Origin of the sequence: Nostoc sp. FACHB-888 (genome assembly GCF_014696655.1) — a bacterium.
Lineage (GTDB): Bacteria > Cyanobacteriota > Cyanobacteriia > Cyanobacteriales > Nostocaceae > Nostoc.
This window is the reverse complement of record NZ_JACJQM010000001.1, coordinates 151,532-166,738: the sequence shown is the minus strand read 5'-3', so window position 1 is coordinate 166,738 and position 15,207 is coordinate 151,532. Positions and strand designations below refer to the sequence as shown.

The 15,207-nt window shown below is 40.2% G+C and carries 16 protein-coding genes and 1 pseudogene; 5 read left to right on the top strand and 12 right to left on the bottom strand.

What is annotated here, in order from left to right:
- The first annotated feature begins 453 nt into the window (after positions 1-453).
- A complete protein-coding gene (locus tag H6G26_RS00670; RefSeq protein WP_190727422.1) occupies positions 454-942 on the top strand; it encodes a hypothetical protein in 489 nt (162 codons plus the stop codon).
- Positions 943-1,257: 315 nt separating this feature from the next.
- Here H6G26_RS00670 and H6G26_RS00665 read toward each other — a convergent pair whose 3' ends face one another.
- Positions 1,258-2,733 (bottom strand): pentapeptide repeat-containing protein, encoded by a 1,476-nt coding sequence (locus H6G26_RS00665; RefSeq protein WP_190727421.1) that lies wholly within the window; start codon positions 2,731-2,733, stop codon positions 1,258-1,260.
- Positions 2,734-3,008: 275 nt separating this feature from the next.
- On the opposite strand from H6G26_RS00665, the pseudogene H6G26_RS42270 reads away from it, so the two are divergent.
- Positions 3,009-3,129, top strand: a pseudogene (locus H6G26_RS42270) (helix-turn-helix domain-containing protein); the annotation flags it as partial.
- Positions 3,130-3,188: 59 nt separating this feature from the next.
- Here H6G26_RS42270 and H6G26_RS00655 read toward each other — a convergent pair.
- The 7 genes from H6G26_RS00655 to sufB all read right to left on the bottom strand — a co-directional run bounded on the left by H6G26_RS00655 (position 3,189) and on the right by sufB (position 9,665).
- The gene (locus H6G26_RS00655; RefSeq protein ID WP_190727420.1) at positions 3,189-3,821 is read right to left on the bottom strand and encodes a Uma2 family endonuclease; all 633 of its coding nucleotides are present in this window, start codon (positions 3,819-3,821) and stop codon (positions 3,189-3,191) included.
- A gap of 101 nt (positions 3,822-3,922) precedes the next feature.
- Positions 3,923-4,129, bottom strand: a complete 207-nt coding sequence (locus tag H6G26_RS44165) for a hypothetical protein (protein WP_347242412.1) — start codon at positions 4,127-4,129, stop codon at positions 3,923-3,925.
- 102 nt (positions 4,130-4,231) lie between these two features.
- Positions 4,232-4,552: a hypothetical protein gene (locus H6G26_RS44160; protein ID WP_347242411.1), complete on the bottom strand. Its 321-nt coding sequence runs from the start codon at positions 4,550-4,552 to the stop codon at positions 4,232-4,234.
- A gap of 103 nt (positions 4,553-4,655) precedes the next feature.
- A complete protein-coding gene (locus H6G26_RS00645) occupies positions 4,656-5,918 on the bottom strand; it encodes a cysteine desulfurase (protein ID WP_190727419.1) in 1,263 nt (420 codons plus the stop codon).
- A gap of 14 nt (positions 5,919-5,932) precedes the next feature.
- The gene (gene sufD / locus H6G26_RS00640) at positions 5,933-7,303 is read right to left on the bottom strand and encodes a Fe-S cluster assembly protein SufD (protein ID WP_190727418.1); all 1,371 of its coding nucleotides are present in this window, start codon (positions 7,301-7,303) and stop codon (positions 5,933-5,935) included.
- On the bottom strand, positions 7,303-8,094 hold the full coding sequence (gene sufC, locus H6G26_RS00635; protein ID WP_190727417.1) for a Fe-S cluster assembly ATPase SufC: 792 nt from the start codon (positions 8,092-8,094) through the stop codon (positions 7,303-7,305). Before sufC ends, sufD begins: the two co-directional genes overlap by 1 nt.
- A gap of 131 nt (positions 8,095-8,225) precedes the next feature.
- Entirely contained in the window at positions 8,226-9,665 is a 1,440-nt protein-coding gene (gene sufB / locus H6G26_RS00630) for a Fe-S cluster assembly protein SufB (RefSeq protein WP_190727416.1), read from the bottom strand.
- 254 nt (positions 9,666-9,919) lie between these two features.
- Between sufB and sufR the strand changes: the two genes are divergently transcribed.
- Both sufR and H6G26_RS00620 read left to right on the top strand, forming a co-directional pair.
- On the top strand, positions 9,920-10,603 hold the full coding sequence (sufR, locus tag H6G26_RS00625) for an iron-sulfur cluster biosynthesis transcriptional regulator SufR (RefSeq protein ID WP_190727415.1): 684 nt from the start codon (positions 9,920-9,922) through the stop codon (positions 10,601-10,603).
- An 82-nt stretch (positions 10,604-10,685) separates the two neighbouring features.
- Complete coding sequence (locus H6G26_RS00620; protein WP_190727414.1) at positions 10,686-10,946, top strand: hypothetical protein; 261 nt, start codon at positions 10,686-10,688, stop codon at positions 10,944-10,946.
- 127 nt (positions 10,947-11,073) lie between these two features.
- Here the strand turns inward: H6G26_RS00620 and H6G26_RS00615 are convergent, their stop codons facing one another.
- The 3 genes from H6G26_RS00615 to H6G26_RS00605 form a co-directional block, all read right to left on the bottom strand.
- Positions 11,074-11,337, bottom strand: coding sequence for a PQ-loop domain-containing transporter (locus tag H6G26_RS00615; RefSeq protein WP_190727413.1), 264 nt, complete (start codon positions 11,335-11,337; stop codon positions 11,074-11,076).
- A 222-nt stretch (positions 11,338-11,559) separates the two neighbouring features.
- On the bottom strand, positions 11,560-12,192 hold the full coding sequence (locus tag H6G26_RS00610) for a hypothetical protein (protein WP_190727412.1): 633 nt from the start codon (positions 12,190-12,192) through the stop codon (positions 11,560-11,562).
- A 366-nt stretch (positions 12,193-12,558) separates the two neighbouring features.
- Positions 12,559-12,885, bottom strand: coding sequence for a YbjQ family protein (locus tag H6G26_RS00605; protein ID WP_190727411.1), 327 nt, complete (start codon positions 12,883-12,885; stop codon positions 12,559-12,561).
- Positions 12,886-13,532: 647 nt separating this feature from the next.
- Here H6G26_RS00605 and H6G26_RS00600 point away from each other — a divergent pair.
- The gene (locus H6G26_RS00600; RefSeq protein ID WP_190727410.1) at positions 13,533-14,213 is read left to right on the top strand and encodes a tetratricopeptide repeat protein; all 681 of its coding nucleotides are present in this window, start codon (positions 13,533-13,535) and stop codon (positions 14,211-14,213) included.
- A 2-nt stretch (positions 14,214-14,215) separates the two neighbouring features.
- On the opposite strand, the gene H6G26_RS00595 is transcribed toward H6G26_RS00600, so the two are convergent.
- A complete protein-coding gene (locus H6G26_RS00595; RefSeq protein ID WP_190727409.1) occupies positions 14,216-15,118 on the bottom strand; it encodes an ABC transporter ATP-binding protein in 903 nt (300 codons plus the stop codon).
- Between the last annotated feature and the right edge of the window lie 89 nt (positions 15,119-15,207).

Here is a 15,207-nt window from a genome sequence, read left to right as displayed (position 1 = left end):
CGTATCATCTTTCTCTACTAAATCTAAGTATCCAGCATTTAGAAGTTAGAGCGAGAAAAATTAAATTAATTTTGCTAAAAAGAAAGTTATATCTTGTCTCTTGTCAAGTATCTAAAGATAGTTACATCAGAGGTATTTTTCAATGAAACTATCTTTAGATAGATATTTTATCTACCTTAGCCTGTTTTTTTCACAAGGTGCATAAGAGCTATTTACAGCCGATGGCCCGTGATGGTTGTAAAAAAACATTTCTTTTTCTTTAAAGAGATAACTTTCTCAATATCCATCTAAGTACAAGCACAAACTATAACGCCTTTAACTAACTATGGTGTCTCGTCAACATGGACATTGGATTGCATAAGCCCTAGCCCAATCTAAGAGTGCTTCAACTGAATGCTTGTAAAAACTTATATAGGGCTGTTTTGTCAATACTAAATACTAAGAGGATATTTTATGAAAACTAAATTTAGCTCTCTCGTCACCAAATCAGTGGTTACTTCTTTTGCAACTACTCCAGTTAATATCGAAACTCATATTTATAAACCTTTAACGGATCTATTTCCTTTACTAGTAGGGACAGAAATATTTCCACAGCAAGAAGAACACTTAGTTCAGCTTCACCATGAGATCCGCTTTCAAATTAACAAAATTTTTACTCCTATACAGCAAAGTCAGTTTGAAGCTACCTTAGAAGAAGGTGGAAATTTTAGAGATGCTTTCTGTGCAATGAATGTTTCTTCTCAAGAACAAGCACAATTGCGTAGAGTTTTTCAGTTGTCTTGCATAAAATTAGCTAATCTGCTTACCCTTCAACAGGAAATAAAAATTCTGCAAAATTTGCAGGATCGTTATAGAAACGTAAGTATTAAGAATAAGGAAATAGTAAAGGTGTTAACAGGTTTATTGGAGATTTCTTGGCAACCATCTACAGTCTCAGGGTGAGCCTCAAACTTGGGGTTCTGAGGGTGAAACTTAAGCTTTCCAATGTTTGGGTGGTTGAAGATTTTCCGGTAAGATTGTTCTCTTCTATATTCTCCTACAAGTTTTTCGGTCAGAATACCCAACTGAATTCTGACTCCTGAATTCTGTTCGATAAAATTAGAATTATAAATAAATTTCTCGGTATGTCTGTATTGTTATCAGACATAGCTTTTATCTTCCTCATCTCCCAAATATTTACGGAGACTTTTGGTAAAAACTATAGCACTAAGTGAAACTGGTAGAATGCGCCCAAATAACTAATGATGCTGCGGTCACTCAACTTGATTGTCGCCAATCTGTCGGTGCTTCTATATAATCAGGTAGACGAGTGGTGCGATCGCCAAATGCTTTTTTAATCTGGTGCAACTCTAAATTTTTAGCCCCTGTTAAAATTGTCCCTTCCAGTTTGACATCACTGAGGTCGGCTTCTAAAAAGTTCGCTCCCATAAGGTTTGCCTGAGTCAGGTTAGCTTGATAAAAGGTTGCTCTATGCAGGTTAGCTCCGATGAGGTTTGCTTGATATAGGTCGGCTTCCGTTAAACTGGCTTCTGAGAGGTTGGCAAAATAGACTTCTGTTTGGTGGAGTTTGGCTGCATTCAAGTTAGCCTCAGAAAGATTGGCACCATTCAAGTTAGCCCCTGAGAGGTTGGCACCAATCAAACCTGTCATCTGGAGATTGGCTTTACCCAGTTTTGCTCCTTGCAAGTTAGCTAAAAATAGCTTTGCTCCAGAGAGGTTGGCCATCTTTAAGGTCGCTTGTTGTAAGTTAGCTTTATAAAGGTTTGCTCCTTGTAAATCAGCTACACGCAAACTTGCTCCAGAGAGGTTGGCTGAACGTAGGTTAGCCCCAAAGAGATTAGCACGGTTGAGATTAGCCCAACACAGGTTTGCTCCACAGAGGCTAGCTTTTAGTAATTTGGTTTCATAGAGAATAGACTTAATGAGTTTAGCGCCGTTCAGGTCAGCCTCACTCAAGTCGGCTCCACGCAGGTCAGCTCCACTTAGGTCAGAACCACGTAAGTCTGCTTGTTGCAGATTAACTCCTAGCAGGTCTGCTTGTCTGATGTCGATATTACGTAAATCAAGTTTATGATCTTTTGGGTCTTCGAGTAAATTACGCCTGCCGATGACAGCTAAAGCTGCTTGAATATCGGTGCGGATTGTTGGCAATTCTTCATGGAGATTTTGCTCTAACTGCTGTGTCGGACGCAACTCACCTCTACGCCTACCTGAGTAAGCTGCTGGTGAATATTCCAGTTTTTGTTGCTCTACTCTCACCTGCTGGATAGGTGCATTTTCTCGCACAAAGGCAGTGAGAATTTCCATGATTGTCCAGTGTTCTTTAGGAAAATCTTGGGCAACTCTTTCTAATGCATAAATTGCGCCTGTCCGGGTTTCAACCTTTTCATGACCAAGCTGGGCAATTGCTCCCATAAAGCGCTCTGAAATCAATCTGTCTTGATTGACTTTTACATTTTGAATGCCAATTTCCAGGTTTTTCTCAGTTGCGATCGCATTTTTATGCATCGCTTGGGCACGCTTTGCTGCATAATAAGTATTAAACATTGCTGCCGATGCGAGAAAAACTATTGCAGTAGTTGTTAAAGCTTGGTTTCTATACTGAATTTTTTCCTGAATTGACAATTCTTTAATACTGGATAAAGCGAAAAAAATTACAGTCAATGAACAGCCAAATATAACTGTTATAGTTATCAACCAATTCAAAAGAGCGTCTGTCTTTTTAGAAGACATGGTAACGATTTTCCTTACAACCTAGAATTATTACTTAGATGTTGAGGAAAAATAGTATAGCATTTAGCAGAAAATTATAATAGGTGTTAAGACACTCATTTAACCAGGTAATGACATTGAATATACTATAGCAATCCTATCTGGGTTGTGAAAAAATACGGAAGAGAGTTAAAGGTATGATTAGTAGCCATTGTAGGGGAATATCAATGTGGATGCGTTAGCGAAGCTCATCGTTCGCGTAGCGTTCCGCAGGAAAGGTATCGCTATCAGAGTTTATCGAAAATAGCCTTCGACTTGCGAGAAATTCAACGGGCACTCGCAGTCAAGATGCTGCTAGAAGGACACACTCATGTTGCTATCCAATCGATATTGGATGTTTCATTAGGATTTATAAGTAATGGCAAGCATAGATTAAAAAAATAAGCCAGTAATTATATTTATCGATGAGGTACACTTTACCCTATCTTTCCCTGCACCCAAGTACGGAAGGATTGCACCAGATCAATTTCATCCATAGTTTTACTTTGCTGGATAAATCTATTCATATCACTAACAGAAATTAAAGGAAAAGCTATACTCAACTTAATCTCAATATATTCACTTTCTATTAGTTGATAAAATTTTAAAACTTCACCGTCATACCTCCATAATTCTGCCACACCTAAAGCCGCATAAATATTAAGCTTATTGACAGAGCTGCTAGTAATATCAATTTCAACTGCTAAATCCGGTGCTGGGTCTGTTTTTAAATCTAATTCTTGCTTACCTCTAATTGCTGACTCATTTTGAATATAATAGCAAGTATCAGGTTCTATTCCCTTTGTTATTGTTTTACGTTTTAATGTTGTAGAACCAGCACTTCTAATTTTAGTTTTTAATTCCACTGCTAAAGCGAATATCAATCGGTCAAACTGAATTTTAGGATTTTCGTGTTCAAAAAGTGGAGTCATGATTTCTAAAACACCGCAGTCATAAGCAAATCTTGAGCCTCTATGCTCACCCGTATCCCTCAGCAAGGCTTCAAAGGTTTCCCAGCTAACGTTGTGTAGGACTGTTCTTTGTTCCGCAGGCGTTGACTTGATAAGCATATTAAAATAATTCGTAATTCGTAATACTCGCCAAGGGCGAGAAGCAAGCTACGTAATTGGTAATTAAGATTTGTAACGGGATTTTGACTCTGCCACAAAACTTACGAAATCCCTAGAATTAGTTGAAAGACTTCTTCTATCAGGATGTTAGATAAAATCCAGATAATTTTACCTATGTCATTAATATAATATTCGCTCAAGTCAATTTCAATGATTTGCCCAATAAGTTTCAAAAACTTCCAGTTAGTTCCAGTGGTGACAGTTACATAAATTGCCTGAATGTTATTACCCTCACGTTCATTAAACAATTTAGCTACTAATATCTCTGCTACACACTGACCTAATCCTGCATTGATATTTTATTTTTTAGATTCTACAATTGTGGCAACTGGTGCGCTTAGAATTAGTAACTATGGTGAACGGCTAATAATAAAATCGCAATTTACATTTAAACCTTGTGCTGAATCAACAGTAAAAGCGATACCAAAAAATAAACTTATTTGATTATTTAGATATTTCCTTACAGCAATTAAAATTGGTGCAATAATCATCTCTAAACGAGATTTTTCAGTATTACTAGCAAGAGGTAAAGGTACATTTTCCCGTAATACTTCTGTAAGCAATGGTGGGCACTCTACCTCATGTACAGATGCAAATATATAAATTTTATCAGAAATAGTTAGGCCAAAGGTTTTTCTAACTCTATCTAAAGTAAAGTCACTGTATAGCACTTTAGTTTCTCTTGTAAATAATCCAGATAATTAAATTGTGCCAACTATTAGCAAGATATGTTGCTGATATTTGGCACAATCACTATCTGAATATTTTGTAACTTTAAGCAAGGAAACCTGCAAAAAAGTCGAGAGTTTCTTTCAGTGCTTTGATGAAAATATCAATTTCCTCACGGGTGTTATAGAAAGATAGACTTGCTCGTGCGGTTGCAGCAAGACCTAAGTAACGGTGTAATGGTTGTGTGCAGTGGTGCCCAGAACGGATAGCAACGCCTTCTTGATCTAATAATGTAGATAAGTCGTTAGCGTGGACTTCCCCGGCGGTGAACGACGCAAGAGCAGCTCTCCCTTCACCTTTAGCATTAGGTTTGGGGCCGTAAATTCTAATTTGGGGAATTTGCTCTAATTGTTGGAACAAATAAGCTGTTAATTCTGCTTCGTAGGCGTGGATTTTATCCATGCCGATATTGCTAAGATAATCGATCGCAGCACCAAGTGCGATCGCTTCTCCAATTGCAGGTGTACCAGCTTCAAATTTATGCGGTAATTCTGCATAAGTTGAATGGTCTAAATACACCTCTGCAATCATCTCACCACCACCAAAAAATGGTGGCATTGATTCTAGCAATTCTAACTTGCCATACAGAAATCCTATCCCAGTTGGAGCGCACATTTTATGACCAGATGCTACCAACCAATCACAATCTATTTTCTGCACATCTACAGGATAGTGGGGAACACTTTGGCAAGCATCAACTAATAATTTAGCACCGTAGCTGTGAGCGATCGCACCAATTTCTTCTACTGGGTTAATACAACCCAAAGTATTAGAAATATGCACCACCGACACCAGCTTAGTTTTCTCAGAAATCAGCTTTTTAAACTGTTCCAAATCAAAAGTTTCTTCGGGTGTTAATTCGACAAATTTCAGTACTGCACCCGTTTTTTGTGCAATCAATTGCCAAGGCACAATATTACTATGGTGTTCCATCACCGAGAGAATAATTTCATCTCCCGGCTGCAAATTATTCATTCCCCAGCTATAAGCGACTAGGTTAATCGCTTCACTTGCGTTGCGAGTGTAGACGATTTCCTGACGCGATGCAGCATTAATGAATTTGGCAATTTTATCCCTAGCACCTTCATAAGCATCGGTAGCTTTAGCACTCAGGGAATGGGCACCTCGATGCACGTTAGCATTATATTGCTCGTAATAGTCCCGCAGGGCATTTAATACAAACAAAGGCTTTTGCGATGTCGCAGCGTTATCGAGATAAACCAAGGGTTTCTCATTGACTTCCTGATGCAATATCGGGAAGTCAGCGCGAACTTTATCAGCAAGGGTTTTGGTAGGAGTAAAAGTCATTGGTAGATTAGTTATTACTCATTAGTCAGGGACTTGAGATTATTCACTGTGTTTAAAAGGATTTCTCGCAGAGAGGGAATCGGTATTTGGTTGATAACTTCAGCAGCGAAGGCGTTAATTAACAACTTTCGAGCATCGTTTTCATCAATTCCCCGACTTTGCAGATAGAATATTTCGTCATCTTCTAACTGGCTAACGGTAGCACCGTGAGCGCATTTGACATTATCGGCAGTGATTTCCAATTGGGGTTTGGTATCAACTCTAGCTTTAGACGATAGCAGTAAATTGCGATTCAACTGGGATGCATTTGTCAACTGCGCTAGTTTGGGTACAAAAACTTTACCATTGAACACCGCATGAGCGCGATCGCCTACAATACATTTATGCAATTGGTCACTTGTACCGTGGGGATAGTTGAGTGCGATCGCACTGTGAGTATCAGACAACTGCTTACCAGAAATTATCGTCAAACCATTGAGAGTAGTTTGTGTCTGCTCACCAGTTTGCAAAATCTCTAAATTATGCCGCGACAACTTTGCACCTAAAGTTATGGCATGACAAGTATATCGACTATCACGAGCTTGTGCGATCGCAGTCTTCCCAATATGAAAAGCCTCTGCACCTTCCCACTCAACCCTAGTGTGAATCACCTCAGCATTCTCACCCACCCAAACTTCCGTAACCGCGTTAGTTAAATAAACTCCGTTCTCCGCGCTCTCTGCGCCTCTGCGGTTCGTATACTCCTCAACCAACATCACTTGTGAACCACTTTCTGCCACTACCAAACAACGCGGCTGCGAAATCGTCGCAGTGTTCCCCGCAACCGAAATAAACACCAAATGAATTGGTGTCTCAACCACCACATTCTTCTTCACCCATACCACAGCAGCATCAGTTATCCCAGCCGTATTCAGAGCAGTAAAAACTTCCTGCGCTCCCTCAGCTTGAGCTAAATACTGCCGTACATCTTCCTGCTCAACCGCAGACAAACCAGCCAAATTACTCACCACAATTCCAGATGGTAAATCTGAAACTGCTGATAACTCCGGCGCAAAAACGCCATTCACAAATACCAAACGACTATTAGCCGCCTCTGGCAAAATATCAAATTCTAGAGACGCAAACTTTCCCGCCTCTACATTAAATTGCACCTTTCGTAGAGACGACAAATCAGTAAATCGCCATTCTTCCTCGCGGGTAGTCGGGATAATCGAGTGGCGTACCCAATTAGCAGCACTTTGGCGTAATTCCTGCAACCAACCTTCTGTTTTAGTTGCTGTTACTTGATTTAACAACCCAGTCAGATAATCATCTCTATCTAACATTGATGTCAAACTGACTGCATTTGAATTAGGTATTGGACTAGGGGATACTTGAATATTCATTACACACCCACCTCAGCAGCTGCAAATTCTTCTAGCACCCAGTCATAACCGCGAGACTCTAATTCCAGCGCCAGTTCTTTACCACCACTCGTAATAATCTGCCCTTGTGCCATCACATGCACAAAATCAGGCACAATATAATCGAGTAATCGTTGGTAGTGAGTAATCAAAATTGTAGAATTTTCTGGAGTTGCCAGTTGATTTACCCCATTCGCCACAATTCGGAGCGCGTCAATATCCAAACCCGAATCAGTCTCATCCAAAATTCCCAACTTTGGTTCTAGCAGCGCCATTTGCAGAATTTCATTGCGCTTCTTCTCACCACCAGAAAACCCTTCATTCAAACTGCGACTGAGAAAACTGGCATTCATCTTCACCACATCCAGCTTTTCCTCAATCAAATCGTCAAAATCAAAAGCGTCTATTTCCTCTAAACCTTGAGCCTTGCGCCGGGAATTGTACGCCACCCGCAAGAAATCCAAATTGCTCACACCGGGAATTTCTAACGGATACTGAAACGCCAAAAACACACCACTTCTAGCTCGTTCCTCCGGCTCCAACTCCAGCAGATTTTGCCCCTGAAAAATTACCTCACCGCCAGTCACCTCATACGCCGGATGCCCAGCCAACACCTTAGAAAAAGTACTCTTACCAGAACCATTCGGCCCCATAATCGCATGAATCTCACCCGATCGCACCTCCAGATTCACACCTTTCAAAATCGGTGTCCCATCAACATTAGCCGTCAGATTCCGTACTGACAGCACAACTTCACTATTTTCAATAATCATCTTCTCTCCCTTCTCTCTCTGAACTCTCTGCCCCTTTGCGGTAGCCTGCGGCAAGCCGCTTTGCGTCTACGTTATTCTTCCAAAAGATAAACACAGAACGCCGATGTCTCTGTGTTTATCCTTGCTTCCATTTATCCAACACTGCCTTCCAACTTCAAACTCAACAACTTATCAGCTTCCACAGCAAACTCCATTGGTAGCTGATTAAAAACATCCTTACAGAAGCCGCTAATCATCATCGAAATAGCATCTTCTGAAGAAATACCCCGTTGAGCAAAGTAAAATAACTGATCTTCCCCAATCTTAGAAGTAGAAGCTTCATGCTCCACCTTCGCACCGTTATTTTGCACCTGAATATAAGGGAAAGTGTTGGCATGGGCATTATCCCCAATCAGCATTGAGTCACACTGAGAATAATTTCTCGCCCCAATCGCTGTCGGGTTAACTTTCACTAAACCCCGGTAACTATTACTAGAATTACCTGCGGAGATTCCTTTAGAAATAATTGTACTGCGGGTATTCTTACCTACGTGAATCATCTTACTACCCGTATCAGCTTGCTGCATGTGATTTGTTAACGCCACCGAGTAAAACTCACCCACAGAGTTATCACCCACCAACACACAGCTAGGATATTTCCAAGTAATTGCCGAACCTGTTTCTACTTGAGTCCAGGAAATCTTGGAATTTACGCCCTGACACAAACCGCGCTTGGTGACAAAGTTGTAAATACCGCCTTTACCGTTAGCATCGCCAGCGTACCAGTTTTGGACGGTGGAGTATTTAATTTCGGCGTTGTCGAGAGCGACGAGTTCCACAACTGCGGCGTGCAACTGGTTGCTATCATACATCGGTGCGGTGCAACCTTCCAGGTAAGAAACATAACTACCTTCTTCGGCGACAATCAAAGTCCGCTCAAATTGTCCCGTGTCACCAGAGTTGATGCGGAAGTAGGTAGATAGTTCCATTGGGCATTTCACGCCTTTAGGAATGTAGACAAAAGAACCGTCGCTAAATACGGCTGCGTTCAAGGCGGCAAAATAATTGTCAGCGATGGGAACAACACTACCCAAATATTTTTTAATCAGTTCTGGGTGTTCTTGCAACGCTTCGGAAAATGAACAGAAAATAACGCCATCTTCCGCTAACTTTTCTTTAAATGTAGTGGCGACAGAAACGCTATCGAAAATTGCATCGACGGCGACGTTTGCCAGCCGCTTCTGTTCAGATAGGGAAATGCCTAACTTCTCAAAGGTTTCTAAAAGGGTTGGATCAACTTCATCCAAGCTGTTTAGTTTTTCTTTCTTACGTTTCGGCGCTGAGTAGTAAATGATATCCTGATAATTGATTGGCGGATACTTGACATTAGGCCAAGTTGGTTCCGTCATTTTTTGCCACTGGCGATAAGCTCTGAGGCGAAAGTCCAGCATGAACTGCGGCTCGTTCTTCTTGGAGGAGATCAAGCGTACAACGTCCTCGTCTAGTCCACGCGGTATGGTGTCGGACTCAATGTCTGTGACAAAGCCGTACTTGTAGGGTTGGTTGACTAAGGTTTTGACAGTGGCACTCATCAGTAATAATCTCTCGTGTTCGGAACTTGAATCTCTCTATAAGGATGGGAGATGGGCTTTCTTTAGCCGATTCCCATCTACCGTTACGGAATGGTTACACGGCTGCTAGAATAGTGGTGGAGAGTAAAACAACAGCTATGTTGTTTAATCTATCTTCATTTTACGCTAAATTAACAACAACAATGTTGTCAAAGTCAAATTTTCAAAGAAATTAATTTTTGGGGCGTTCGCTGAACGTCTCGCACTACATGAAGATGGCGACTACCCACCAGTCCTCAACCAAGCAAGATATCCTAGAATATCTGCACAAACACGAAAAAGCAACGGCTTTAGAACTAGCTGAAGTTTTAGACGTTACCCCCCAAGCGATTCGTCGCCATCTCAAAGATTTGGAGACGGAGGAGCTAGTTTTGTATTCGACATCAGTGCAGGCAACGGGGATGGGGCGTCCCCAGCACCTTTATCAACTGAGTCGTCAAGGACGCGATCGCTTGCATCGAACAATGAGCGATCGGTTTGGTGATGCAAGCGGAAATTTTGCGGTTTCGTTGCTAGACACCTTAGCCGAAACGGTAGGACACGACCAATTTAAATCGATTTTAGAGAAACAGTGGCAGCGCAAAGCCAAAGAATACCGCGATCGCGTCGGTAACGGTTCATTGCGAGAACGTGTAGCCAACTTAGTAGAGTTGAGAAAAGCGGAAGGCTTCATGGCGGAGTATCACCCTGTTGATGTAAATGACTCCTTTGAGTGCGATCGCTTTATCTTAATGGAGCATAACTGCGCCATTTCTAATGTTGCCGAGTCTTTCCCCAGCATCTGTGGTCACGAATTAGAAATGTTTGCAGCCGTCTTACCAGATTGTAACGTAGAGCGCACCCACTGGATTATCGATGGCGAACATCGTTGTGGCTATTTGGTACAAATTCGTCAGTAAAATCCTCATCAATAAACTCGGTTTACATCTAGCCGTCGTAATGGATAATAGCTGAATAGCAAGTAAGTTTGAGATAGCATTTATGGATGTACTACCCCAGCAACCATCAGCACAATTTTTAACTCTGGAAGAGTCAGCAAAAGTAGATGCGGCATTGTTGTCTTCCCCAGAAAAGTTTTTGACAAGATTGACTATTTCATCATTGAAGGTTTTGAAGCATATTGCCCAAGAGTATAGCGTTTCTATAGAAGATTTGACAGCGCAGCAAATAATTGCCTGGTTTGAAAAAGATGGCAAAATCCGACGTGAACAGGGCATTGAAGCCGCATATCTAAAGTGGTGATTTAAAGATATAATAGAAAATTTTTTCAATACAATAAATGTAGGGTAAGTAAAGCTTACCCTATTATTTTAAAAATAAAATAAATAGTAATTTTATAGGAGTATTTTGGATTTAATTAGTTAATAAATTATCCTTTTCTGTAATATATTGCCAATAATGTTACTGTTCCACAGCCAATAAAACTAATTAAATTACCATACATCAAGATTAGGTCTTTATAGTAATAACCATAAAGAACACCGTTAAGTTGAATAATATTAAAACCAACAAAAGTTATTAAAGAAATATTTCTAGCGCTTTTAGTTTTGATGATTTTGATAGCTTGGGGGACAAATAAACTAGCATTGAATACAAAACCCAAGCCAAATAAAAAAGTAACTATTTCTTTCATATTTTTATTATGTTATACTCAACCATTAAAAATATATTTAACTGTGGATTATGTATAGTTGTTTGAATACAGCTAGCTAAGAGGATATTTAGAAAGTCGCTACAACAGTATTAAGAACATAGCTTTGCATAGAGGAAGACAGGCAGTATTAATTAAAAAACAGAAAGCACCTTTTGAAAAGTGCTTTACAAATTGATTACATTTGGTTTGTCCAAAAATTTTTTAAGAATTGTAATTGTTAGCTCTAGGACTACGAGCGCCAGTTACAGCTCCAATCATTGAGGCTATTAAACCCAACAAAGAACCAAACACAAACCACCACAATCCTGAACGTAAATTAGCCGCCGCTTCACGAGTTTGTTGGGCAGTTACGTTTGCTTGTGGTACATTAACACCACCTTGCTGTTGTACTTGGTTTATGACTTCCCCAGCGTTAGAAGCAGCAACACCAAAAGCACCAGATACTCCACTTGCTAACAGCCATGAGCTAACAGCCAAAGTCGTTGCCCAAAGAATTGCGCCGTTAAGTAGAGCGGTATTGCGGTTCATCGGCCCACAAGCACGGGCTGTAACCCAACCACCAGTAAATAGAGAAATTAGTAAGGCAATAGTTGACCAAAGTCCAGCATTACCAGCAGCGTTAGGGGCATTTGTTCTGGGTGCACCTGAACCTTCAATTGTGCCTGCCGCAAAAGCACCAATTATAGCGCTTAAAATTAATTGAGTAGCTAAAGCAACCAATAAACCAGAAATAATTGGGCCCCAGCGAACAAGATCATGATACTCAGCTACTCGGCCTGCTACCGCAGGTTCAGTAGAAATAACGTCATTCCCTGTCCGATTTACGTATGACATAGTTTATGTTCTCCAGTGCTGTTTCAGCAAACTTTATCTAAGGTATATTCATGTTTATGCTCAATATTAAATAGCTAAATCATATACTTTTACATCTATCAGGAGAAATAGTTATTCAATCTATCTTTAGTAATAATAATTAAAGAAATGGATTGAACAAATTTTAATATAATTTAGTATTTGTTGATGAACTCATAATGTTTGCAAAACTTTATAAACTTTATATATATAATTTTGAAGTTAATAACTGTGTTTTAACTTCTATGATAATCTGACTTCAATTTGTCAGAAAAACTAAACTCAATACAAAAATTTGGAACCATGATTAAAAAATCCTGACAAAGTCATTAAATAGCTAATAAAACATTAACGCATCTTTACAGCAGTGCCTGTAGCAGTAATCAATAAAAGAACTCCTGACTGGTCAATATTGATTGTGCCAGTATCAATTTCAATTCCAATCACAGCATTTGCTCCTAAACGTTGTGCTCGTTGTTCTAATTCTTCTAATGCCTTGCGTTGACCCTGCTCAAATAGACGCTCATAGCTACCAGTGCGTCCACCGATAATATCTCGAATACCAGCCAAAAAATCCCGTAAGAAATTGCTGCCATAGACTACTTCTGCTGTCACAATTCCTAAATATGAATCAATAACAGCTCCTTGAATTACATCAGTGGTAGTTATAATCATAAATTAGCCTCCAAGATGGCATACAGGTTGGTATTTATTATCATAATATACATTCAAAAACAGTTTGTGTTGATACAGGTTTGAAAAACATCCTCTCATATAATTTTAGATTATGATCACTTCCAACTAGCGTACAGCACTACCGCAAATTCGCACTCATTGGTAGGATTACCCGACTAAGAATTAGGATTTGAAAGGAAATTTTGCTTGTTAAATTTTTCTTACTGTGTAATGGCTAAAAAAGGATGTAAATGCCTGGATTGTAGCTTACTAAAACGTAGTACAAAAGACTAAAGATTAGATACAAATTCAGCAAAATTTTAAATAAAGTAACAAACAATAATGAACCTTAAACCTTTTGAAATTGGCGCATCGCCTCTCTAGAATTAAGTTAGACGCCTGTTACATTTTTATAAATGACACGTATAACTACTGATACCAAAAGTGTCATTTTGCTGGATTACTGATTTATATATAGGGTAACTTGATCATTCAGTAAAAACTCTGAAATTTAGCGCTGATTGTAAAGAAAAGAGTCCATGAATTATCAACATCTCAATCAATACGAAAAAATACAGTTTTCAAAAGTCTATATTTTTGTTTTAATGTACAAGAAAAAAGCCCTTTAAAATTTCAGGAAATTTACTGTGTACAAGTCAACATCATTTGTGCTGAGTGTGGTGTTTTTAGGATGTTTTGCCTTCACTATACCTTCAGTAGCTCAGGCTCAGGTATTAGTGGCGCAAGCCAAAAACCCACAGTTAAAGCAACTACTAGAAGAAGGACGGAGATTAGTTGATACGGGTGATTATGGTGGTGCGATCGCAGTTTATCAGAACGCAGCTAGGCTAGATGCCAAAAATGCTAAAATTCATTCAGGTATTGGCTATTTATACGCTCAACAGGGAAATTACAAGGCGGCATTAACAGCTTATCGTCGAGCGATCGCCATCAACCCTAACAATAGTGATTTTTACTACGCCGTAGGTTACATCAAAGCGAATTTGGGCGACACCCGTGGGGCTAAGGAAGGCTACCGTCGTGCCATACAGCTAAACCGTAACAACGTTAACGCCTATTTAGGATTGGCGGTGACGCAATCTCGTATGGGAGACTATACTGCTGCTACCTGGGCATACGACCAAGCAATTAGCTTAGACAAGAACAACGCCCAGACTTATGAGTTGATGGGTTCAATGTATAAACAGCGACGACAAACAAAACAAGCAAACAGCTTGCTTCAGAAAGCCCGCAACTTGTACAAGCAGCGCAATGACTTACAAGGGGTGAACAGAGTAGAAGCAATGCTGCGACAGTTAGGAGGATGAGGTTAATCTAACTGGCGTCCCGTTAATTCCACAAAAATATCTTCCAGGTTAGAGGGACGCACCATCATTCCGGTTTTATCGGGCTGTTCATTCAAGTAGACATTTGCTGCTTCCAAGGATGGGAAAAACAAATATTCCCAACTACGGGCGCTATCATTCCCCACTTCAGACACACCCAATTGCTTCATCACCAAACCTTCACCGTGAGCAGAACGGAGCTGTTGTAAAGTTCCCAAAGAAATCAGTCTACCGCCATCCATAATACCGATGCGTCCTGGCTTGGTAGAACCAAAAGCATCGCACAAAAATTCGACCTCATCCATATAATGAGTCGTCAGTAGCATCGTCATCCCTTGTTTATTCAAATCCCGAATAATTTCCCAGAGGCGTCGCCTGGTTTGGGGGTCTAGTCCTACCGTTGGTTCATCCAAAAACAGAATTTGCGGTTGATGCAATAAAGCTCTCGCAATCTGCAATCGTCGTTTCATACCCCCAGACAGGGTTTTTACCAAATCATTACGTTTTTCTGCCAACTCAACATACTCTAGCCATTGATTAATTAGTTTTTGTCGCTGTGGATTGCTAATGTGATGTAGCCTCCCATGCAGTTCCATATTTTCCCAAACGGTTAAATCATTATCCACACTAGTTTGCTGCAAGACTACGCCAATACTCTGTTTTGCCAGCATTGATTGGCTCATCACATCATATCCACCTACTTCTATCCGTCCTTGGGATGGTTTCGTTAGTGTAGTCAACATCCGAATCGTGGTTGATTTACCCGCACCATTCGGGCCAAGTAGAGCAAATATCTCCCCCGCTTCAATTTGGAATGACAGATCATTGACTACAGGTACATTATTGTAAAACTTGTAGACATTTTCTAGAAAGACAGCAGCAGTCATAGTCACTTTGCTCCAATTAAAAATTTAAAATCACCAAAGTTTTGATGGTCGCAAGCCGACCCGCCCTGTGGGAAGCCGCAGAAGCGTCT

Coding starts and splice junctions, on each gene's coding strand:
- sufB (WP_190727416.1), bottom strand. CDS start 9,665: ATGAGTGCCACTGTCAAAACCTTAGTCAACCAACCCTACAAGTACGGC.
- H6G26_RS00645 (WP_190727419.1), bottom strand. CDS start 5,918: ATGACTTTTACTCCTACCAAAACCCTTGCTGATAAAGTTCGCGCTGAC.
- H6G26_RS00620 (WP_190727414.1), top strand. CDS start 10,686: ATGGATGTACTACCCCAGCAACCATCAGCACAATTTTTAACTCTGGAA.
- H6G26_RS00655 (WP_190727420.1), bottom strand. CDS start 3,821: ATGCTTATCAAGTCAACGCCTGCGGAACAAAGAACAGTCCTACACAAC.
- H6G26_RS00595 (WP_190727409.1), bottom strand. CDS start 15,118: ATGACTGCTGCTGTCTTTCTAGAAAATGTCTACAAGTTTTACAATAAT.
- sufD (WP_190727418.1), bottom strand. CDS start 7,303: ATGAATATTCAAGTATCCCCTAGTCCAATACCTAATTCAAATGCAGTC.
- H6G26_RS00615 (WP_190727413.1), bottom strand. CDS start 11,337: ATGAAAGAAATAGTTACTTTTTTATTTGGCTTGGGTTTTGTATTCAAT.
- H6G26_RS00665 (WP_190727421.1), bottom strand. CDS start 2,733: ATGTCTTCTAAAAAGACAGACGCTCTTTTGAATTGGTTGATAACTATA.
- H6G26_RS00670 (WP_190727422.1), top strand. CDS start 454: ATGAAAACTAAATTTAGCTCTCTCGTCACCAAATCAGTGGTTACTTCT.
- sufC (WP_190727417.1), bottom strand. CDS start 8,094: ATGATTATTGAAAATAGTGAAGTTGTGCTGTCAGTACGGAATCTGACG.
- sufR (WP_190727415.1), top strand. CDS start 9,920: ATGGCGACTACCCACCAGTCCTCAACCAAGCAAGATATCCTAGAATAT.
- H6G26_RS00605 (WP_190727411.1), bottom strand. CDS start 12,885: ATGATTATAACTACCACTGATGTAATTCAAGGAGCTGTTATTGATTCA.
- H6G26_RS00610 (WP_190727412.1), bottom strand. CDS start 12,192: ATGTCATACGTAAATCGGACAGGGAATGACGTTATTTCTACTGAACCT.